21 protein-coding genes are annotated in these 17,470 nt (G+C 62.6%); 9 read left to right on the forward strand and 12 right to left on the reverse strand.

The window, feature by feature from the left end; translation table 11 throughout:
- Positions 1 to 15 precede the first annotated feature (15 nt).
- The 8 genes from PSEUDOMOFG3G_RS11585 to nirS all read right to left on the reverse strand — a co-directional run bounded on the left by PSEUDOMOFG3G_RS11585 (position 16) and on the right by nirS (position 5,589).
- Positions 16 to 618 carry an Lrp/AsnC family transcriptional regulator gene (locus PSEUDOMOFG3G_RS11585; protein ID WP_047225826.1) on the reverse strand — a complete coding sequence of 201 codons (603 nt, stop codon included), beginning with the start codon at positions 616 to 618 and terminating at the stop codon, positions 16 to 18.
- On the reverse strand, positions 593 to 1,036 hold the full coding sequence (locus PSEUDOMOFG3G_RS11590; RefSeq protein WP_047225827.1) for an Lrp/AsnC family transcriptional regulator: 444 nt from the start codon (positions 1,034 to 1,036) through the stop codon (positions 593 to 595). The genes PSEUDOMOFG3G_RS11585 and PSEUDOMOFG3G_RS11590 overlap by 26 nt, the downstream gene beginning before the upstream one ends.
- A complete protein-coding gene (locus PSEUDOMOFG3G_RS11595; protein ID WP_139049996.1) occupies positions 1,029 to 1,541 on the reverse strand; it encodes an Lrp/AsnC family transcriptional regulator in 513 nt (170 codons plus the stop codon). Before PSEUDOMOFG3G_RS11595 ends, PSEUDOMOFG3G_RS11590 begins: the two co-directional genes overlap by 8 nt.
- The gene (locus PSEUDOMOFG3G_RS11600) at positions 1,538 to 1,996 is read right to left on the reverse strand and encodes an Lrp/AsnC family transcriptional regulator (protein ID WP_076384498.1); all 459 of its coding nucleotides are present in this window, start codon (positions 1,994 to 1,996) and stop codon (positions 1,538 to 1,540) included. The genes PSEUDOMOFG3G_RS11595 and PSEUDOMOFG3G_RS11600 overlap by 4 nt, the downstream gene beginning before the upstream one ends.
- Positions 1,997 to 1,998: 2 nt before the next feature.
- Positions 1,999 to 3,177, reverse strand: a complete 1,179-nt coding sequence (locus PSEUDOMOFG3G_RS11605; RefSeq protein WP_076384500.1) for a cytochrome D1 domain-containing protein — start codon at positions 3,175 to 3,177, stop codon at positions 1,999 to 2,001.
- Positions 3,174 to 3,503 (reverse strand): cytochrome c, encoded by a 330-nt coding sequence (locus tag PSEUDOMOFG3G_RS11610; RefSeq protein WP_139049997.1) that lies wholly within the window; start codon positions 3,501 to 3,503, stop codon positions 3,174 to 3,176. The genes PSEUDOMOFG3G_RS11605 and PSEUDOMOFG3G_RS11610 overlap by 4 nt, the downstream gene beginning before the upstream one ends.
- A 181-nt stretch (positions 3,504 to 3,684) precedes the next feature.
- Positions 3,685 to 3,996, reverse strand: a complete 312-nt coding sequence (locus PSEUDOMOFG3G_RS11615; RefSeq protein WP_047225832.1) for a c-type cytochrome — start codon at positions 3,994 to 3,996, stop codon at positions 3,685 to 3,687.
- 24 nt (positions 3,997 to 4,020) lie between these two features.
- Positions 4,021 to 5,589, reverse strand: coding sequence for a nitrite reductase (gene nirS / locus PSEUDOMOFG3G_RS11620; protein ID WP_257220735.1), 1,569 nt, complete (start codon positions 5,587 to 5,589; stop codon positions 4,021 to 4,023).
- Between the two features lie 309 nt (positions 5,590 to 5,898).
- Between nirS and PSEUDOMOFG3G_RS11625 the strand changes: the two genes are divergently transcribed.
- From PSEUDOMOFG3G_RS11625 to PSEUDOMOFG3G_RS11650, 6 genes are all read left to right on the forward strand, one after another.
- Positions 5,899 to 6,702, forward strand: coding sequence for a CbbQ/NirQ/NorQ/GpvN family protein (locus PSEUDOMOFG3G_RS11625; RefSeq protein ID WP_076384504.1), 804 nt, complete (start codon positions 5,899 to 5,901; stop codon positions 6,700 to 6,702).
- Positions 6,686 to 7,273: a cytochrome c oxidase subunit 3 family protein gene (locus PSEUDOMOFG3G_RS11630; protein ID WP_139049999.1), complete on the forward strand. Its 588-nt coding sequence runs from the start codon at positions 6,686 to 6,688 to the stop codon at positions 7,271 to 7,273. Before PSEUDOMOFG3G_RS11625 ends, PSEUDOMOFG3G_RS11630 begins: the two co-directional genes overlap by 17 nt.
- A gap of 12 nt (positions 7,274 to 7,285) precedes the next feature.
- Positions 7,286 to 7,531 carry a cytochrome C oxidase subunit IV family protein gene (locus tag PSEUDOMOFG3G_RS11635; protein WP_047225836.1) on the forward strand — a complete coding sequence of 82 codons (246 nt, stop codon included), beginning with the start codon at positions 7,286 to 7,288 and terminating at the stop codon, positions 7,529 to 7,531.
- Between the two features lie 277 nt (positions 7,532 to 7,808).
- Positions 7,809 to 8,249 (forward strand): cytochrome c, encoded by a 441-nt coding sequence (locus PSEUDOMOFG3G_RS11640; protein ID WP_047225837.1) that lies wholly within the window; start codon positions 7,809 to 7,811, stop codon positions 8,247 to 8,249.
- Positions 8,250 to 8,252: 3 nt separating this feature from the next.
- Positions 8,253 to 9,680 carry a cbb3-type cytochrome c oxidase subunit I gene (locus PSEUDOMOFG3G_RS11645; protein WP_047225838.1) on the forward strand — a complete coding sequence of 476 codons (1,428 nt, stop codon included), beginning with the start codon at positions 8,253 to 8,255 and terminating at the stop codon, positions 9,678 to 9,680.
- A 161-nt stretch (positions 9,681 to 9,841) separates the two neighbouring features.
- A complete protein-coding gene (locus PSEUDOMOFG3G_RS11650) occupies positions 9,842 to 11,680 on the forward strand; it encodes a nitric oxide reductase activation protein NorD (RefSeq protein ID WP_139050000.1) in 1,839 nt (612 codons plus the stop codon).
- 4 nt (positions 11,681 to 11,684) lie between these two features.
- Here the strand turns inward: PSEUDOMOFG3G_RS11650 and PSEUDOMOFG3G_RS11655 are convergent, their stop codons facing one another.
- The 3 genes from PSEUDOMOFG3G_RS11655 to PSEUDOMOFG3G_RS11665 are packed head-to-tail and all read right to left on the reverse strand — an operon-like array spanning position 11,685 to position 12,746.
- Positions 11,685 to 11,885, reverse strand: a complete 201-nt coding sequence (locus PSEUDOMOFG3G_RS11655; RefSeq protein ID WP_047225840.1) for a hypothetical protein — start codon at positions 11,883 to 11,885, stop codon at positions 11,685 to 11,687.
- Entirely contained in the window at positions 11,882 to 12,565 is a 684-nt protein-coding gene (locus PSEUDOMOFG3G_RS11660) for a Crp/Fnr family transcriptional regulator (RefSeq protein ID WP_047225841.1), read from the reverse strand. Before PSEUDOMOFG3G_RS11660 ends, PSEUDOMOFG3G_RS11655 begins: the two co-directional genes overlap by 4 nt.
- 37 nt (positions 12,566 to 12,602) lie before the next feature.
- Positions 12,603 to 12,746 carry a hypothetical protein gene (locus PSEUDOMOFG3G_RS11665; RefSeq protein ID WP_171061360.1) on the reverse strand — a complete coding sequence of 48 codons (144 nt, stop codon included), beginning with the start codon at positions 12,744 to 12,746 and terminating at the stop codon, positions 12,603 to 12,605.
- A gap of 397 nt (positions 12,747 to 13,143) precedes the next feature.
- On the opposite strand from PSEUDOMOFG3G_RS11665, the gene PSEUDOMOFG3G_RS11670 reads away from it, so the two are divergent.
- Both PSEUDOMOFG3G_RS11670 and PSEUDOMOFG3G_RS11675 read left to right on the forward strand, forming a co-directional pair.
- Positions 13,144 to 14,334 (forward strand): NnrS family protein, encoded by a 1,191-nt coding sequence (locus PSEUDOMOFG3G_RS11670; RefSeq protein ID WP_047225842.1) that lies wholly within the window; start codon positions 13,144 to 13,146, stop codon positions 14,332 to 14,334.
- Between the two features lie 13 nt (positions 14,335 to 14,347).
- On the forward strand, positions 14,348 to 14,788 hold the full coding sequence (locus PSEUDOMOFG3G_RS11675; protein WP_139050001.1) for a hypothetical protein: 441 nt from the start codon (positions 14,348 to 14,350) through the stop codon (positions 14,786 to 14,788).
- Between the two features lie 139 nt (positions 14,789 to 14,927).
- Here PSEUDOMOFG3G_RS11675 and ytfE read toward each other — a convergent pair whose 3' ends face one another.
- Positions 14,928 to 15,602 (reverse strand): iron-sulfur cluster repair protein YtfE, encoded by a 675-nt coding sequence (gene ytfE, locus PSEUDOMOFG3G_RS11680; RefSeq protein ID WP_047225844.1) that lies wholly within the window; start codon positions 15,600 to 15,602, stop codon positions 14,928 to 14,930.
- Positions 15,603 to 15,761: 159 nt separating this feature from the next.
- Between ytfE and norR the strand changes: the two genes are divergently transcribed.
- Positions 15,762 to 17,294, forward strand: a complete 1,533-nt coding sequence (gene norR, locus PSEUDOMOFG3G_RS11685; RefSeq protein WP_139050002.1) for a nitric oxide reductase transcriptional regulator NorR — start codon at positions 15,762 to 15,764, stop codon at positions 17,292 to 17,294.
- Positions 17,295 to 17,470: the final 176 nt, after the last annotated feature.

Below are 17,470 nucleotides of genomic sequence, written 5' to 3' on the forward strand. Positions count from 1 at the left end.
CCTTCCTTGTGGGGGCTAGGTTTGCCCGCCCTGAAGCCGATGCGGTCCCTCAGAAACCGAGGCGGCTGTTTCGCGAGCAAGCTTTGCTCCCACCGGCGACAGGCGCAGGCCGGTTTTTTTCAGGATGCGGCTGCTCACCAGCATGTCGTCGGCGCTACAGGCCTCACCCAGCAGATAGCGCAGGTGCTCGCGGTAGCTGTCGATTTCCTCGCGGCTGCGGCCATGGACCATGGCAAACAGGTTGTAGCGCCAACCGGCCCGGCGCGGGCGGCGGTAGCAGTGGCTGACAAAAGGCTGCGCACCCAGCAGCGCGCCCAGGCGCGGCACATCGGCGTCGGCGACATCCCAGACAGTCATGCCGTTGTGGCGATAACCCAGGCGATAGTGATTGGGCACCGCGGCGATGCGGCGGATCGCGCCTTCGGCCTGCAAACGCTTGAGCAGGTCGAGGGTCGATTCCACGCTCAGCCCCAGTTGCTCGGCCAGCCAGGCCCAGGGATCTTCGAGCAAGGGCAGGCCGTCCTGGGTCAGTTCCACCAGCCGCAGGGCCAGTGGCGTTTCATCCAGGCGAGGCAGCGTCTGCGGCAACGGCTCAGACCGGGAAATACAGGCCGACATGGTAGGTCTCCTCCTTGGGCAGGTTCAGCGGCTCCAGGCCGGTCAGGCGTTCGATACGCAACAAGGTGTCGCTGATCGCCTGTTCACTGGGGCAGGCAAGCACGAACCACATGTTCCAGGCGTGCTCGCGACGGTAGTTGTGGGCCACTTCGGGCATGGCCGCGAGCAGCTCGGCGATGGTGTCGAAACGCGGTTCGGGCACCGCCAGCGCCGCCAGGGTGAACGCGCCGCCCAGGCGGTCGATGTCGAACATCGGGCCGAAGCGGGTAAGCACGCCGTCGTTGAGCAACTCGTGCAGCCGGTCGAGCAGTTCGGTACTGCTGCTGTCCAGTTCATCGGCCAAGGCTTGCCAGGGCTGGCGTACCAGCGGCAAACCCAGTTGCAGACGATTGATCAGGCGTCGGTCCAGGTCATCCATCGATCGCCACTCCGGCCGGTATTGCGTAGCGTCCGCCACACTGCTTGAACAGGTGGGTGCTGAACAGCAACTGGTGCGGCAGATCACTCAACCAGTGCTCCTCCAACAGTGCCTGGACCTGGGCCTCGACACGGTCGCGCTGGCGACCGTGGATCATGCAGAACAGGTTGTATTGCCACTGGGGCAAGCGTCGTGGTCGTTGATAGCAAAGGCTGATGCCCGGCGTCTGGCCAAGGCGGCGACCTACTTCATCGACCAATGCATCCGGCACGTCCAGCACCAGCATGGCGTTGGCGGCAAAGCCCAATGCGCGGTGATTGACTACCAGGCCGACGCGGCGGAACAGGCCCTGTTCCTGCCAGTGCCGCACCTGGTCGAGAACCTGTTGTTCACTGGCGTCGACCTGCTCGGCCAGGGCCTGGAAGGGCCGAGATGTCAGGGGCAGACCGGTCTCCAGCAGACGGCGCAGTTGCAGTGACTGGTGGTCACTCAGGGTCGTGTTCATGGGGTAACCTCCAGGGCAAAGCCCAGGTCGATGCGGTAAGCGGTCAGCATGGGTAGGTCCAGCGGCGTGAGGCCGGTGTCGTTTTCCAGTTCCTGGAGAATGTTGTCCAGGTGGGCACGATCAGGCCCGGTCAGCACGAACCAGAGGTTGTAGCGATGCTCCCGTGCGTAGTTGTGATTGACTTCCGGGTACTGACTGACGCGCGCTGCGACCTGGTGCAATCGGTCCACGGGCACCGCCAGGGCGGCGAGGGTGCTGGCCCCGGCTCGGCTGTGTTCGAACACCGGGCCGACCCGTGACAGGGTGCCCGCCAGTTGCAGGTGCTGCAGACAATCGAGCACCTGGGCTTCGCTGCAACCCAGGGCATCGGCCATTGCCCGATAGGGTTCGGCGCACAACGGCAGGCCATGCTGGAACTGATCGATCAGGCGGCGGGCGAGTGGGCTTGGTGTCATGGTCAGTACCCCGGTTTGTGCGCACGGCTGCTGAAGAAGATGCCGCTGGGGCTCAGGGCAGGCAGGCTGCTCAGGCGTTCGAGCCGATACGGATCCCAGACCTGCACCTCACCGCCATCGCGAGCGGACAGCCACAGCTGGTCGCCCCGAGCGGTGAATTCCATGTGCAGCACCCCAGGCCCTGGTCGCAGGTCGGCAATGATGGCGTGAGTCTGGGTGTCGATGACCTGCACCCGGTCATTGTCCGGGTAGGCGAAGTTGACCCACAGCTGTCGGCCATCGGGACGGGCGGTGACAAACACCGGTTGGCCGGCCACGGCGACGGCGTCGACCGGTTGCCAGGTGCGGGCGTCCAGCACCAGCACCTGATGATGGCCAACGGCGGGCACAAAGGCTTGTTGATCGGCCAGGGCCCAGCCTTCCAGGTGGGGCATCTTGTATACCGGGAGCCGCGCCTCGCCGCGCCCGTACTGGTCCAGCACCCGTTTCACGCCGCGCTCCGGGTGCCAGAGGTCAAGTTGTGCCATGCCGTCCTCACCAAACAGTCCGGCCATGTAATAACGCCCGTCCGGCGTAATCAGTGCGTCATAGGGTTGCCGACCGATGGCGGTGAAGCGTTCGATACGTGGTGTCTGGCCCTGGCTGAAGTCGGCGGTCCAGATTTCGCCGGTGTCGAACAGGCTGAATACGAAGCGCTGCCCCGGCGCGTCCACCAGGCCGACCACCCGCGAACGTTTTTGGCCGTCGGGCAATGGTGTGGCTGGAATGTCCGCGACCGGTTCCAGTGTCTGCGCGTCGAATACCTTGACGCCGCCGGGCTCGTAGTTGGAGACGGCGATCAGCTTGCCGTCCTGGCTGATCGCGCCGCCGATGCTGTTGCCGCCCTGAATGATGCGACGGTCGATGCGTGCGCTCAGCAAGTCGACCTTGCTTAAGCCGCCATCGCGGCCAAATACATAGGCATAACGCTGGTCGCGGGAAAACACCACCGAGGCGTGCGACAGATCCCCCAGCCCTTCGACGCGGGCGAGGGCGGTGCGGGTGGCGCTTTCGATGATTTGCAGGCTGCCGGTGGCGCGCTCCACCACCACGCCCAAGTCGCCGGTGCCGCGCAGCGGTGGCTGGGCACAAGCCGAGAGCAACAGCACGCAGGCGGTGAGAGACAGCAGAGATCGGATCATGGGGCGGGAGTTCCTTGAAGGAGCCGGTCCACCAACCAGCGAATATCGTCGGGACCGAGCAATGGCTCCCAACCGGGCATGGCGCTGCCGGGCCGTCCCTGGGTGACGGTGGCGATGAGGCTGTCGCGGGTTTTTCCGGCCAGGGCATCACGGGTCAGGGGTGGGCCAAGGCCACCGGTCAGGTGCAGGCCGTGGCAGGCGCCGCAGTCCTGGACCAGCAGGTGTTGCAGTTGGGCCTGGCGCTGGTGGTCGGGAGCGGCCAGCACCTGGGTACAGAAGACGAAGAGGAGGGTGGTCATCCGGGTTGCATAGCGGTGTCGGTCCATGACGTACTCCTGTTTGAGAAATAAAGCCGAGCGCGGCCCCTGTGGTGGGGGATTTATGGGGGAGCAAAGCTTGCTCGCGAAACAGCCGCCTTGATCTCGGAAAGACCGCACCGCCCCCATCGCGGGCAAACCTTGCTCCCCCATAAATCCCCTCGCCACAGGGAGATGCTCTTGATCAACGTTACTTAAGGGTCAAGACCCACGCCGCGAGGATCTTGGCTTCTTCATCGGTCACCGGATTGGCCGGCATCGGCATTGGTCCCCAGTTTCCTTGCGTGCCTTCCTTGATGTGCTTGGCCAACAGCTCTTGTGCTCCGGCGACGCCGGCATTCTTTGCCGCCACCTCCTTGAGCGCCGGCCCTACCAACTTGGTGTCAATGGAGTGGCAGGCGCCACAGGGTTTGCTCTTGAACAGTGTCGGGCCGTCCTGGGCCAGTGCCGGTTGCAGGCTGAATGCGGCACTCAAGGTCAGGGCAAGCAGAATAGGCTTCATGGTTTTTCCTCTTATTGATGGGGCTCAATAGATGTCGTGTTGGGTGTTGTAAACGTTGAATTTTCCGGTAGGGGTGATCAGGCGTTTGTCCTTGATCACGCTCTTGAGCTTGAGGGTCTTGTCATCGATCACCACTAGCGCCGACTCGTCTTCCTGACCGCTCCAGACCGAGAACCAGACTTCATCGCCGGCCTTGTTGTATTCCGGTTGCACCACGCGCATCGCACCTTTCTTGATACCGGCGTACTTGGCAATCGGCAGCACGGTGTAGCCGGCGTCGAGCTTGTCGATGTCGAACACCGCCACTGATTGGCTGAGCTTGGTGTCGGGGCTCAGGGTGGTGTCGACGTACAGGTGACGGGACTTGGGATGGGTCTTGATGAACAGCGAACCGCCACCCTGGCCCTGGAGCGAGCCCACCTGTTTCCAGGCATATTGCGGATGCTTGACCGGGTCGGTGCCGATCAGTGAGACGCCGGCATCACCCAGATGACTGGTAGCCCAGACCGGGCCGTAGAGCGGATGGTTGAAGTTGGCGCCGCGTCCCGGGTGCGGGGTTTTACCGACATCCACCAGGGCGGTGAGCTTGCGCTCCTTGGAGTCGATGACTGCCACCTGGTTGGAGTTGTTCGCCGCCGTCATGAAATAGCGATGGCTGCTGTCCCAGCCACCGTCATGCAGGAACGGTGCGGCGTCGATGCTGGTGATGGTGAGGTTCTTGATGTCCTGGTAGTTGACCAGCATCACCTTGCCGGTTTCCTTGACGTTGACGATGAACTCCGGCCACTCATGTGACGCGATGATCGCCGCCACCCGCGGCTCGGGGTGATATTGCTGGGTATCGACGGTCATGCCGCGTGTCGAGACGATCTGTCTGGGCTCCAGGGTCTCGCCGTCCATGATGGTGAACTGCGGCGGCCAATACGAGCCGGCAATGGTGTACTTGTCTTCGTAGCCCTTGAACTTGGAGGTTTCCACCGAGCGGGCTTCAATACCGACTTTGATCTCGGCCACCTTGGTCGGCTCTTGCGGCCACAGGTCGATCATGTCGATCTTGGCGTCCCGGCCGATCACCAGCAGGTAACGCCCGGACGCCGAGATACGCGAAATGTGCACCGCGTAACCGGTGTCGATCAGCTTGACGATCTTTTTGCTGTCGCCGTCGACCAGGGCAATCTTGCCGTCATCGCGCAGGGTGACTGAAAACAGGTTCTGCAGGTTGAGTGAGTTGAGTTGCCGGGTGGGCCGGTCTTCGGGTTTGACCAGCACCTTCCAGGTCTTGAGGGTTTCGGCCATGCCCCATTCCGGTGGAGTAGGCGGGGTGTGCTGGATGAACTTGGCCATCACCGTGATCTGGTCTTTGGTCAGGGCGTTGGAGGTGCCCCAGTTGGGCATGCCGGCGGCTGAACCGTAGGTAATCAGCGCCTCCAGGTAGGCCTGGCCGCGGCCCTGGGTGATGTCGGGTGTCAGCGGTTTACCGGTGGCGCCCTTGCGCAGCACACCATGGCAGCCGGCGCAGCGCTGGAAGTAGATTTGCTTGGCCGCGTCGAAGTCGGCCTGGCTCAGGTCCGGCGCGCCTTCGGTCTTGACCATGCGGGCGTCTTGCGGCGCAGCGGGTGGGTTGGCGAAGGCATTGAGTGCAGCCAGCGCCGTACACAGCGCCCCGACCCCCATGACCCACGATTTTTTGTGGCTGATCAGCATTCCATTTCTCCTCAGGCATGACCCGCGCGGCCCTGCAATTGACGTTCGGCGCGCAGATTCTTGGTGCGCTGCAAGGCTATGCCCAGGCCGGTGGTTACCCGCTTGACGGCGATCAAGTTTGCCGGCCACAGCCCTTGCCAGGTTGTCGCAGGGGCCCGTAGCGTGGCTGGCAATCGTGTTATCTGATCAGGTCATGCCATGAACGCTATCCACACCCTTGAACACCCGGCCGAACCTTTCTACCAACCCCAGGACAACGAGCTGGCGTTGTTCGAACAGGCCTGGCGGCACGGCATGCCGGTGCTGGTCAAAGGCCCCACCGGTTGCGGCAAGACCCGTTTTGTCCAGCACATGGCTCACCGTCTGAAATTGCCGCTGTACACCGTGGCCTGCCACGATGACCTGAGCGCAGCCGACTTGGTGGGTCGTCACCTGATCGGCGCCCAGGGCACCTGGTGGCAGGATGGGCCTCTGACCCGAGCGGTGCGCGAGGGGGGCATCTGTTATCTGGACGAGGTGGTGGAGGCACGCCAGGACACCGCAGTGGTGTTGCACCCCTTGGCCGATGATCGCCGACAGCTGTATCTGGAACGCACCGGCGAGGTTCTCCAGGCACCGCCGTCGTTCATGCTGGTGGTGTCGTACAACCCCGGTTACCAGAACTTGCTCAAGGGCATGAAACCCAGCACCCGCCAGCGTTTCGTGGCGATGCGCTTTGGCTATCCTACGGTTGCCGATGAAGAGCGCATCGTTGCCCGCGAGGCCGGGGTGGATATGGCTTTGGCGGCCCAGGTGGTGCGGTTGGGGCAGGCGCTGCGTCGGCTCGATCAGCATGATCTGGAGGAGGTGGCCTCCACGCGTCTGCTGATTTTCGCCGCGCGCATGATCGGAGCCGGCATGGACCCGCGCCAAGCCTGTCTGGCCTGTCTGGCCGAGCCGTTGAGCGACGATCCGCAAACCGTTGCCGCATTGATGGATGTGGTCGATGTCCACTTCGGCTGAAGCCGCTGCGCTGTCCACCCGGCGTTTGCCAGGGGATCTGGCAATGTGGTTTTTCATCCTCGCCGAACTGACGGTGTTTGCCTTGCTGATCCTGGCATTCGCCGTCGCCCAGGCATTGAACCCGCCGTTGTTCAGCGAAGGCCGGCAGTTGCTGGATCGCTCCACCGGCCTGGCGATGACCCTCAGCCTGCTGAGCGCCGGGTTGTTCGCAGCCTTGGCCCAGGAGCAAGTCCGACAGGACCGGCCACGCCAGGCGGCGCTGCTGTTTTGGCTGGCCTTGTTGGTTGCCGGCGGCTACGTGGCGCTCAAGCTCATCGAGTACGCCCACTTGTTGGCCAACGGTCTCGGCCTGGAGCACAACACCTTCTTCACCTTGTACTGGATCCTCACGGCGTTTCACTTTCTCCATGTGTTGCTGGGCATGGTGATCCTTGCCTGGCTGGCCGAGGGTTGCCGGCGGCGGCGTTACGGGGCGCAGCAGTGCAGCGGGCTGGAATCCGGCGTGCTGTATTGGCACATGGTGGACCTGGTCTGGGTGTTGCTGTTTCCGGTTGTCTACATTCTCGGTTGAGCGGAGGTGCTCATGTCGGTTTCACGTGTCTTGATCGTCTGCTGGATGACACTGGCCGTGCTGAGCATCGGCACCGTTGCCCTGGGCCAGGTCGCTGCCACCGGGCTGGTGTCCATCGCCATCCTCGCGGTGGCGGTGACCAAGGCCTGGTTGATCGCCGACGGCTTCATGGAGTTGCGCCATGCGCCGCGATTGTGGCGCTGGCTGGTGTTGAGCTGGGCGGCGCTGCTCGCGATTGTGATCTCGTTCGCGCTCTGAATCCCGACGTACTCCCTGTGGCGAGGGAGCTTGCTCCCGCTGGGCTGCGCAGCAGCCCCTACAGCAACAACTCAATCCATCTGACACTCCGCGTCAGCAGGTTTTAGGGTCGCTTCGCAACCCAGCGGGAGCAAGCTCCCTCGCCACAACAGCTCATCTGCCTTCCTGGCTGTGCTGGAACAACCCACTAAAACCATCGGAGATTCTTGATCGCCATCAAGCGGGTTCTGGACCCTCGCTTCCTAGAATGGACACGCCAAGCAATGAGGAAGTGACCATGTCAGATACCTTTACCAAAGGCATGGCCAGGAATATTTATTTCGGGGGAAGCGTGTTCTTTTTCCTGATATTCCTGGCCCTGACCTACCACTCGGAACAGACCTTTCCAGAGCGCAGCAACCAGGCGCAATTGAGCGAATCGGTGATACGCGGCAAGGGCGTCTGGGAGCGCAACAACTGTATCGGCTGCCATACGCTGCTGGGCGAGGGCGCGTATTTCGCGCCGGAGCTGGGCAATGTGGTCAACCGGCGCGGTGGCGAGGAAGCCTTCACGCCGTTCCTGCAGGCCTGGATGAAAATGCAGCCGCTGAACGTTCCCGGCCGTCGCGCCATGCCGCAGTTCAACCTCAGCGAACAGGAAGTCGACGACATCGCCGAGTTCCTCAAGTGGAGTTCGAAAATCAATACCAATGGCTGGCCGCCAAACAAGGAGGGCTGAGAGATGAGCATGGCTAATCCGCATCTGAAATTCGCCTCGCAGGCCGTCGCCAAACCTTACTTCGTGTTTGCCCTGATGTTGTTCCTGGGGCAGGTACTGTTCGGTTTGATCATGGGGCTGCAATACGTGGTCGGCGACTTCCTGTTTCCGCTGATTCCCTTCAACGTGGCCCGCATGGTCCACACCAACCTGCTGATCGTCTGGCTGCTGTTTGGCTTCATGGGTGCGGCGTACTACCTGATACCCGAGGAAGCCGATCGGGAGCTGCACAGTCCTAAGCTGGCGATCGTGCTGTTCTGGGTGTTCGCCGCCGCCGGGGTACTGACGATCCTGGGCTACCTCTCGGTGCCCTATGCCACGCTGGCGAAAGTTACCGGCAACGATTTGCTGCCGACCATGGGCCGTGAGTTCCTGGAGCAACCGACGATCACCAAGATGGGCATCGTGGTGGTCTGCCTGGGTTTCCTCTACAACATCGGCATGACCATGCTCAAGGGCCGCAAGACCACGGTCAGCATGGTGATGATGACCGGCCTGATCGGCCTGGCGGTGTTCTTCCTGTTCTCCTTCTACAACCCGGAAAACCTCGTCCGCGACAAGTATTACTGGTGGTGGGTGGTGCATCTTTGGGTTGAAGGCGTCTGGGAACTGATCATGGGTTCGATGCTCGCCTTTGTGCTGATCAAGGTCACTGGCGTGGACCGCGAAGTGGTCGAGAAGTGGCTCTACGTGATCATCGCCATGGCCCTGATTACCGGGATCATCGGCACCGGTCACCACTTCTTCTGGATCGGCGCACCCGAGGTCTGGTTGTGGGTCGGATCGATCTTCTCCGCGCTGGAACCGCTGCCGTTCCTGGCGATGGTGATCTTCGCCTTCAGCATGGTGAAGAACCGTCGCCGGCAACACCCCAACCGCGCCGCCACCTTGTGGGCCAAAGGCACCACGGTCACCGCGTTCTTCGGCGCCGGCGTCTGGGGGTTCCTGCACACCTTGGCACCGGTGAACTTCTACACCCACGGTTCGCAACTGACTGCGGCCCACGGTCACCTGGCTTTCTACGGTGCCTACGCGATGATCGTCATGACGCTGATCAGCTACGCCATGCCGCGTCTGCGCGGGTTGGGTGAAGCGGCGGATGAACGTTCGCAGCGCCTGGAGATCTGGGGCTTCTGGCTGATGACGCTGTCGATGGTGATGATCACCTTGTTCCTCACCGCCGCCGGTGTCGTCCAGGTGTGGCTGCAACGCTGGATGGCGGACGGCAGTGCCTTGCCGTTCATGGCGACGATGGACCATTTGAAGCCGCTGTTCTGGGCGCGTCTGGTCAGCGGGGTCGGGTTCCTGGCTGGTTTGCTCTGCTACCTGTTCAGCTTCCGCCAACGTGGCCGCGCCGCTTTGCGCGCACCGGCGGCGGTGGTGCCGTCTTGAAAGGCCACCACTGAGGCCGTGGCGAGGGAGCTTGCTCCCGCTGGGCTGCGCAGCAGACCCTTTTTGATGGGCGCTGCGCACCCAAGCGGGAGCAAGCTCCCTCGCCACAAAAGCGATGCGAGCCAGTCCCTCCACCGCAACGCGTCGATAGGAGAATAACCATGGCATTCACCCTTGAACTGGAAGAGTGGGTCGGCAGCGTCTGGCACCGTTTCATCACCCGACGAGCCAGTGTGGATTTTCCCGAAGCGCGGGTGGAGTTGATCCCCCGGCAACGGGCTTTGCATGTGTTGTTACGCGCCACCGGTGGTGCTTCTCACCTGGGTGTGGAGGCGGTCAGCGACCGCGACCTGCTGCTGCGCCGCAACCTGTTGCAGCAGATCGCCGGCACCTGCAAGCAAGTGCCATTGGCCTGGTGCGATGGCGACAACCTGCGTTTGCCAGCGAGCCTGGCGGCGTTTCCCGATGCCGGGTTGAACGAAGAACTGTACCGCTGGCTGGCGTTGCTGGCCGCGCAAGCGGGGCCGATGAAGCATTGGGGACGGGACAACCAACGCTGGACCCAAGCACTGCTGGGGCGTTACCCGGCGCTGCGTGGCCGATATCGGCGGCTGGTGGATGCGCATCTGTCGTTGCGTCCCGACCCACAATCATTACCCCCGGCCGAGGCGGCCCTGGAACGCGCGCTGTGTCAGGCCTTGCGCGAACCGGGCAGCGTCGAGCATTTTCCGCGCAGTGAGCGGGCCGCCTGGCCGCTGCCGCTGTGGCTGTATCCGCCCCAGCATCTGGGCAATCCCCAGGCGGCCAACTTCGAGGAGTCCGAGCAATACCTGGCGACGCCGCCGGGTGAGCAGCAGGGCGGTCGCAAGCGCGCCGAGCGCATCGACGACACCACCCGGGACGGTGGGTTGCTGATCGTGCGCCTGGAGAACCTGTTCAGTTGGACCGAGCACGTGGACCTGGATCGCTGGGCGGACGACAGCGAAGACCCGGACGCGGCGCGAGTCGCCGAGGACCTGGACCAATTGACCCTGTCGCGCACCCGCTTGCGCAAGGGCGGCGGTTTGAAGTTGCACCTGGACTTGCCGCCGGCCGATGTGGATGACATTCCCCTGGGCGCGGGCATCCTGTTGCCGGAATGGGACTACCGCAAGCAACGCCTCCAGGATGATTTCGTCAGTGTGCAGACTTTCACTCCCCGGGACTGCGAACCTCAGCCGCTGCCGAACCGCCTGCGCGCCTCGGCCCAGCGTTTGCGACGCCAGTTCGAGCACCTGCGCAACGATCGACAATGGCTGCGCCAGCAAACCCAGGGTTCGGAGCTGGACCTGCAAGCCTGGCTGGACTTCCACGTCGAGCGTCAGCACGGCCAATGCAGCGAACGCGGCTTGTTCATGGAACAACGCCAGACCCGCCGCGACCTGGCTTGCCTGCTGTTGGCCGATCTGTCGATGTCCACCGATGCCCACCTCAACGACGAACACCGGGTGATCGACGTGATCCGCGACAGCCTGCTGCTGTTCGGTGAAACCCTGTCGGTGCTGGGGGATGATTTTGCCTTGTACGGGTTCTCTTCACTGCGCCGACAACAGGTGCGGATGCACGAGATCAAGGCGTTCAACCAAGGCTATGACGACCATACCCGCGGTCGGATCCAGGGCCTGAGGCCCGGTTACTACACGCGCATGGGCGCCGCCATTCGCCAGGCCACCCAACGGCTGGAAGGGTGCAAGCGGCGACGCAAGTTGTTGTTGCTGGTGAGCGATGGCAAACCCAACGACCTGGATCTCTATGAAGGGCGCTATGGCGTGGAGGACACCCGCCAGGCGGTGCTGGAGGCTCGGCGTCAGGGGCTGACGCCGTTTTGCATCACCATCGATCGTGAAGCCGGGGATTACCTGCCGTACATGTTCGGCGCCAATGGCTACACCTTGATCCGTCAGCCGGAGCAACTGCCGCTGCGTTTGCCGCAGTTGTACCGGCAGTTGACTCAGGATTGAGGGTTCAGGCGATGTCGCGGGGTAACCAGAAAAACATGACGACGCAGAATATCGTCAGACCGATACAGAACCAGGTGAAGCGTCGCAGGCGACGCTCGCCAGCCAGCGCCGCCTCGGCCGGCAGCGGCATGCCGCACTGGCGACATTCGCTTTGATTGGCGGGGTTGGTGTGTTGGCAATACAGGCAGGTGGGTTGCGCGCTCATTCGAAATGTTCCAGGCGCAGGCGATCGAGAATGGCGATCTGGCGACCATCCTGGGTGATGATTTTTTCATCGATCAGCCGGCGGATGATCCGCGAGAAGGTTTCTGGCTGGATCGACAGGTGTCCGGCGATCAGTTGCTTGGCCATGGGCAGCTCGAACTGGCTGTCCACGGTTTGCAAGCGCACCAGTTGTGTCAGCAGGTAGCGCACTACGCGGTGGGTGGCGTTTTTCAGCGACAGGGTTTCAATCTCGTTGACCCGTTGGTGCAGGCGCACACAGAGCTTGCCGAGCAGGGCGAAGGTCAACCGGCTGTTACTTTGCAAAAGACGCATGTACGTGGCATTGGACAGGCGATACAGCTGGGTTGGCCCAACGGCCTCTGCGCAAGCGACGTAGTTCGGCGTGTCCATCAGCATCATGGCTTCAGCGAAGGTCTGGCGCTCGCCGATCACCTCGAAGACTTTTTCCTGGCCGTCCGGCGTCAACCGGTAGATTTTCACCGCGCCGGAGATCACGAAGTAAAACGCCTGCGCCGGTTCGCCTTGGCGGAACAGCGGTTCGCCCCTGTCGACATTCAGCAATTGGCTGGTACTCATCAGTTCGTCGAGCTGTTCTTCGTTCAACGGTTCGAACAGGTGATGACTGCGCAGAATCTGGTGATGAACACGGTGAAGCACCATGGCATGAGTCCTTGTATGGCAGGGAAATGAATCGGATTCAGACGAGGCTCAGGGACAGGCCGCTGGCCAGACCCACGACGCAAGAGAGCAGGACGAACCAGGCGAGCGGCAGCGCGACGTATTTCAAGGATAACCCCGGCAAAAAAAAGTCTGTGCCCTGCCAGAGCAAGAGACGGGCCATGCCCGCAACCGTTGATTTGCGGGGCCGTACGGTGAGATGGGTATAAATGACCCTGTACTGTTAGGGTGATAATCACCATGACAGGGTTATATTTACCCGGTTGATGGCCATTTGTGGGAGCGAGCCTGCTCACGATGGCGGCTTATCAGTCAGCGGAGATATCGAGCTGACCGGCCTCATCGCCAGCAGGCTCGCCCCTTCAGGGGATAAACAGACGGTTTATTGAGTGGGGCGGTGCACCCTCGAATAGTTTCGGCAAGCCCCTTGCAAGTACCTGGGTGAGGCAGGCTGGCTTGATCTGAGACAAGGCCCGCCGGTGCCGATAGCTGATCATTCGAACCCTGATTGTTGACCCCTCACCGCTGGCCCGTCCCGCGCTGAGGTAAAGGAGTGGTGTATGCAAGTGCTTGACCGTCGCAAGGCCATGGCCATCCTGCCGTTGTGGCGGCTGGCGTTTCGGCCGTTTTTCCTGGCCGGGTGTGTGCTTGCATTGTTGGCCATACCGTTGTGGCTGGCGGCGTTTACTGGAAGGCTGTCGGCCTGGCAACCGGCCGGCGGCTGGTTGGCCTGGCACCGTCATGAACTGCTGTTCGGCTTCGGCCTGGCAATCATCGCCGGGTTCTTGTTGACGGCCGTGCAGACCTGGACAGGTACTCCGGGGCTTAGTGGCAAACGTCTGGCGGCGCTGGCGCTGTTATGGCTGGGCGCGCGACTGGCCTGGCTGGCAGATGCGCCCTGGCCATTGCTGACGGTGCTGGAGCTGGGTTTCGCCCTGGCGGTTGCGGCGTTGATGGGCATTACGTTGTGGCGCGTACGGCAGAAGCGCAACTACCCGATTGTGCTGGTCTTGCTGCTGTTGGCCGCCGCTGATGGGTTATCCGTGTACGGTCTGGTGCAACATGACGAGGGCTTGCAGCGCCAAAGTGTGCTTACGGGCCTGTGGCTGGTGGCGGCGATGATGGGGCTGATCGGCGGGCGGGTGATTCCTTTCTTCACCCAGCGCGGTCTGGGCCGGGTAGAAGGCGTTGCCCCCTGGCCGTGGCTCGATCGTCTGTTACTGGCGGGGTCGGCACTGGTGGCGCTGCTGTATGCCTTCGGCCCGGCGCTGTCGACCAGCCTCTGGGTCGGCCTGTTGTTCGCCGCGCTGGCGGTGGGGCACGGGGTGCGGCTGGTGCGTTGGCATGATCGGGATTTGTGGCGGGTGCCGCTGCTGTGGTCGCTGCACCTGGCCTACGCCTGGCTGGCGCTGGCTTGCCTGGGCATGGCCCTGTGGCATTTCGGCGTCGCGCTGAACCCGAGCCTGGCGGTGCACAGCTTGTCCATCGGCGCCATGGCCGGGTTGATCCTGGCGATGATCGCCCGCGTCAGCCTGGGCCATACCGGGCGAGCCCTGGAACCGCCGGCCGGCATGACCCTGGCGTTCGTCCTGCTGAACCTGGCATGCCTGAGCCGAGTGCTGCTGGTGCTGCTGTTCCCGTTGGCCGCGCTGTGGCTGGCGGGGCTGTGCTGGACCCTGGCATTCGGACTCTACGCCTGGCGTTATGGGCCGATGCTGTTGCAGGCCCGCGTGGATGGGCATCCAGGATGAGCCGAGGGGATCGATGATGTATGGGGTTTTGCTGGTCACTCATCTATTGGCGGCTATCGCTTTTATCGGCACGTTGTTTTTCGAGGTTTTTATCTGGCATGCCGCCCGCCGGCCTTTGGCCCAAGGCGTCAGGGACGCCGCCGATCCTGCGATCGCCAAGCGTTCGCGGCAGGTGTTGCACGGGGTGGTGCTGGTGCTTTACAGCGCCGGCATCGCGCTGGCCTGGCAGCATCGCGGTGCATTGAGCCAACCGTTGAGCAACAGCTTCGGCCTGTTGCTGAGCCTGAAGATTCTGCTGGCCTTGAGCATCATCGGCCATTATTTGTGGCTGGCGTACTGGCTCAAGAGCGGGCGGCTGACCCCGGACCGCGCCTGCTGGCTGCGTCGCAGTATCCTGGGACACATGGTGCTGATTGTGGTGTTGGCCAAGGCGATGTTCTATTGGCAGTTTTGAGCAGGAATGAGAGCCACAAACGGCTGTGGGAGCAAAGCTTGCTCGTGATGGCGCAATGTCAGTCGGTATCAATGCTGACTGATCCAGCGCTATCGCGAGCAAGCTTTGCTCCCACAGGGGTAATGGCAATGTTTGAGAGTCAGCGAACGGGTTTCATCGCATTGACGAACAACACATTGTTTTCCAGATGGATGTGCTGCATCAGGTCATCACGAAACTCCACCAGCCCGCGATACAGGGCGCGCCAGGTGTTGCAGGCATCGGAGGGCGGGGTGATCTGGTCGGTCAGGGCAAGCATGGTTTCCAGCGCTTCACCGTGCTGGTCGTGTTCGTAGCGCAGTACCTGGATGGGGGCCGAGGCCCGATCACCCAGGCCCTGTTGCAGCATCGGAAACAGCACCTGCTCCTCCTTGAGCATGTGGCCTTCGAGTTCCTGATACATGTCCTGCAAGTGATCGGCCAGGCCGACGGGGCAACTGGCCCGGGCGCCATGGACCATCTCGACGCGGCGGGCCAGACGGATCAATTCCGGCAGCTGTTCGCGGTGACGGGCGTGGTAGCGTTCCAGGATGTGGGCGATCAACAGCGCCTGGGGTTCGTCGCGCCAGTCATGGCCCAGTTCCCCAGCGGCCTGCAGGGTGCGCAGGGCATCGGCGATCAGCAGTGGGTTCAGGCCCTTGCCCAGCGCTGCTTCGCGCAAGGATTTTTGCCCGCCACAACAGAAGTCGAGGTTGTAGTGATGAAAGGTACGGGTGGCACCGGGAATGTCGCAGGCCAATTGGCCGAGGCTTTGTTCCAGCAGATCGAGGCTCATCATGTTTCCTTGGGTTGAATCCCGGGAGGGACAGATGAGCGAACTTTGCAGCCGACGTGCCAGAATTAACTGTCTGAAAATTAACGGATAAATATTTACCAGGGTGATTCTCACCCTGGCTGCAAGGGGTCAAACGAACCCTGGAGGGTAATCACTACCATGCTGCGTGAAAGCCTGGCCGCCGACCTGATCGTCGAGTTGCCCAATGCCGTTCGATTGCAACGCCTGGTACAGACCCTGCGCGAATACTTCAACAGTGGCGCCGTAGGCTTGTTGCGGCTGGACGATGACAGCCTCAGGCCTGTCGCCACCGTAGGCCTGGTGCATGAGGCGCTCGGCCGTCGGTTCGTGATCGCCCAGCATCCGCGCCTGGCGGCGATCATGGCGTCGCGCGAACCTACCTGGTTCGAGCCCGACAGCCGCTTGCCCGACCCTTATGACGGCTTGCTCGATAACCACGTCGGCGAACCGCTGCCGGTGCACGACTGCATGGGCGTGAGCCTGTACGTGGAAGGGCGGCTCTGGGGCGCGATCACCCTGGATGCGCTGCATGCTGGCACCTTCGACAGCCGCGCAAGGGAAGAACTCAAACGGTGCACCTTGCAGATCGAAGCGGCGGTGCGGGTGACCCGGCTCGAGCAGGAAAACCGCAGCCTGCGCGCCTCGCGCAGTGATCTGCCGGATGTCCGTCGGCCGGCCGAGGAGGGCGAGATCCTTGGGCGCAGCGAGGTGCTGGATCAACTGCTCAACGAGCTGGACGTATTGGCCGACTCCGAACTGCCGGTGCTGTTGCTGGGAGAAACCGGTGTCGGCAAGGAGTTGTTTGCGCGTCGTTTGCATCGCTTGTCCCGGCGCAGTCACAAGCCGCTGGTGCAGGTCAATTGCGCAGCCTTGCCCGAGTCCCTGGCCGAAAGCGAACTGTTCGGCCACGTCAAAGGGGCATTCTCCGGCGCTACGACCGACCGCGCCGGGCGTTTCGACGCGGCCAATGGCGGCACGTTGTTTCTCGACGAGGTGGGTGAATTGCCGTTGAGTGTGCAGGCCAAGTTGCTGCGCACCCTGCAAAACGGCGAGATCCAGCGCCTGGGTGCTGACAAGCCGCTGCACGTCGATGTGCGGATCATCGCCGCCACCAACCGCCACCTGCCGGACAGCATTCGCGATGGGCTATTTCGCGCCGACCTGTATCACCGACTCTCGGTCTACCCGGTGCCGATCCCGCCGTTGCGCGAACGCGGTAGCGATGTGCTGATGCTCGCCGGGCATTTCCTCGAGTTGAACCGCACGCGCCTGGGCTTGCGCGGTTTGCGCCTGTCACCGGCCGCTGAACAGGCGCTGCTGGCGTACTCCTGGCCGGGCAATGTGCGGGAGCTGGAGCACGTGATCAGTCGCGCGGCGTTGAAGCAACTCAGCCGCGGGGCCAGTCGCAGCCTGATCATGACCCTGGAGCCGCAGGTGCTGGACCTGGACGTCAATGCCAGCGGATCCACGGCCCACACGACACTTGAACAGTCTCTAGAGGTCGCCGATGTACCATTCCAGCCGCTGAATGAAGCTGTCGACACTTGCCAGCGCCAGGCGATCCTCAAGGCCCTGGAGCATTGCGGGCAGAACTGGGCCGGTGCGGCGCGGCTGCTGGAGGTTGATCCGAGCAATCTGCATAAGCTGGCGCGGCGGTTGGGGCTCAAGTAGCCGGCGACCTATTAGACCGAGTCGTCTTCATCGCGAGCAGGCTCGCTCCCACATTCGTCCTGTGGCGTTCACAAAACCCTGTGGGAGCGAGCTTGCTCGCGATGGCGTCGGTAAATTCAACACAGGAATCAGCATTGACAACGATCAAGGTCGGCTCAGGCGGCCAGGCGCAGACT

Origin of the sequence: Pseudomonas sp. FG-3G (assembly GCF_901007645.1) — a bacterium.
GTDB lineage: Bacteria > Pseudomonadota > Gammaproteobacteria > Pseudomonadales > Pseudomonadaceae > Aquipseudomonas > Aquipseudomonas rhizophila.

Coding starts and splice junctions, on each gene's coding strand:
- ytfE (WP_047225844.1), bottom strand. CDS start 15,602: ATGAGCCTCGATCTGCTGGAACAAAGCCTCGGCCAATTGGCCTGCGAC.
- PSEUDOMOFG3G_RS11635 (WP_047225836.1), top strand. CDS start 7,286: ATGTCGGTTTCACGTGTCTTGATCGTCTGCTGGATGACACTGGCCGTG.
- PSEUDOMOFG3G_RS11590 (WP_047225827.1), bottom strand. CDS start 1,036: ATGGATGACCTGGACCGACGCCTGATCAATCGTCTGCAACTGGGTTTG.
- PSEUDOMOFG3G_RS11625 (WP_076384504.1), top strand. CDS start 5,899: ATGAACGCTATCCACACCCTTGAACACCCGGCCGAACCTTTCTACCAA.
- norR (WP_139050002.1), top strand. CDS start 15,762: ATGCTGCGTGAAAGCCTGGCCGCCGACCTGATCGTCGAGTTGCCCAAT.
- PSEUDOMOFG3G_RS11605 (WP_076384500.1), bottom strand. CDS start 3,177: ATGATCCGATCTCTGCTGTCTCTCACCGCCTGCGTGCTGTTGCTCTCG.
- PSEUDOMOFG3G_RS11585 (WP_047225826.1), bottom strand. CDS start 618: ATGTCGGCCTGTATTTCCCGGTCTGAGCCGTTGCCGCAGACGCTGCCT.
- PSEUDOMOFG3G_RS11670 (WP_047225842.1), top strand. CDS start 13,144: ATGCAAGTGCTTGACCGTCGCAAGGCCATGGCCATCCTGCCGTTGTGG.
- PSEUDOMOFG3G_RS11640 (WP_047225837.1), top strand. CDS start 7,809: ATGTCAGATACCTTTACCAAAGGCATGGCCAGGAATATTTATTTCGGG.
- nirS (WP_257220735.1), bottom strand. CDS start 5,589: ATGGTCAAGACCGAAGGCGCGCCGGACCTGAGCCAGGCCGACTTCGAC.
- PSEUDOMOFG3G_RS11660 (WP_047225841.1), bottom strand. CDS start 12,565: ATGGTGCTTCACCGTGTTCATCACCAGATTCTGCGCAGTCATCACCTG.
- PSEUDOMOFG3G_RS11655 (WP_047225840.1), bottom strand. CDS start 11,885: ATGAGCGCGCAACCCACCTGCCTGTATTGCCAACACACCAACCCCGCC.
- PSEUDOMOFG3G_RS11675 (WP_139050001.1), top strand. CDS start 14,348: ATGATGTATGGGGTTTTGCTGGTCACTCATCTATTGGCGGCTATCGCT.
- PSEUDOMOFG3G_RS11645 (WP_047225838.1), top strand. CDS start 8,253: ATGAGCATGGCTAATCCGCATCTGAAATTCGCCTCGCAGGCCGTCGCC.
- PSEUDOMOFG3G_RS11650 (WP_139050000.1), top strand. CDS start 9,842: ATGGCATTCACCCTTGAACTGGAAGAGTGGGTCGGCAGCGTCTGGCAC.
- PSEUDOMOFG3G_RS11615 (WP_047225832.1), bottom strand. CDS start 3,996: ATGAAGCCTATTCTGCTTGCCCTGACCTTGAGTGCCGCATTCAGCCTG.
- PSEUDOMOFG3G_RS11600 (WP_076384498.1), bottom strand. CDS start 1,996: ATGACACCAAGCCCACTCGCCCGCCGCCTGATCGATCAGTTCCAGCAT.
- PSEUDOMOFG3G_RS11630 (WP_139049999.1), top strand. CDS start 6,686: ATGTCCACTTCGGCTGAAGCCGCTGCGCTGTCCACCCGGCGTTTGCCA.
- PSEUDOMOFG3G_RS11665 (WP_171061360.1), bottom strand. CDS start 12,746: ATGGCCCGTCTCTTGCTCTGGCAGGGCACAGACTTTTTTTTGCCGGGG.
- PSEUDOMOFG3G_RS11610 (WP_139049997.1), bottom strand. CDS start 3,503: ATGGACCGACACCGCTATGCAACCCGGATGACCACCCTCCTCTTCGTC.
- PSEUDOMOFG3G_RS11595 (WP_139049996.1), bottom strand. CDS start 1,541: ATGAACACGACCCTGAGTGACCACCAGTCACTGCAACTGCGCCGTCTG.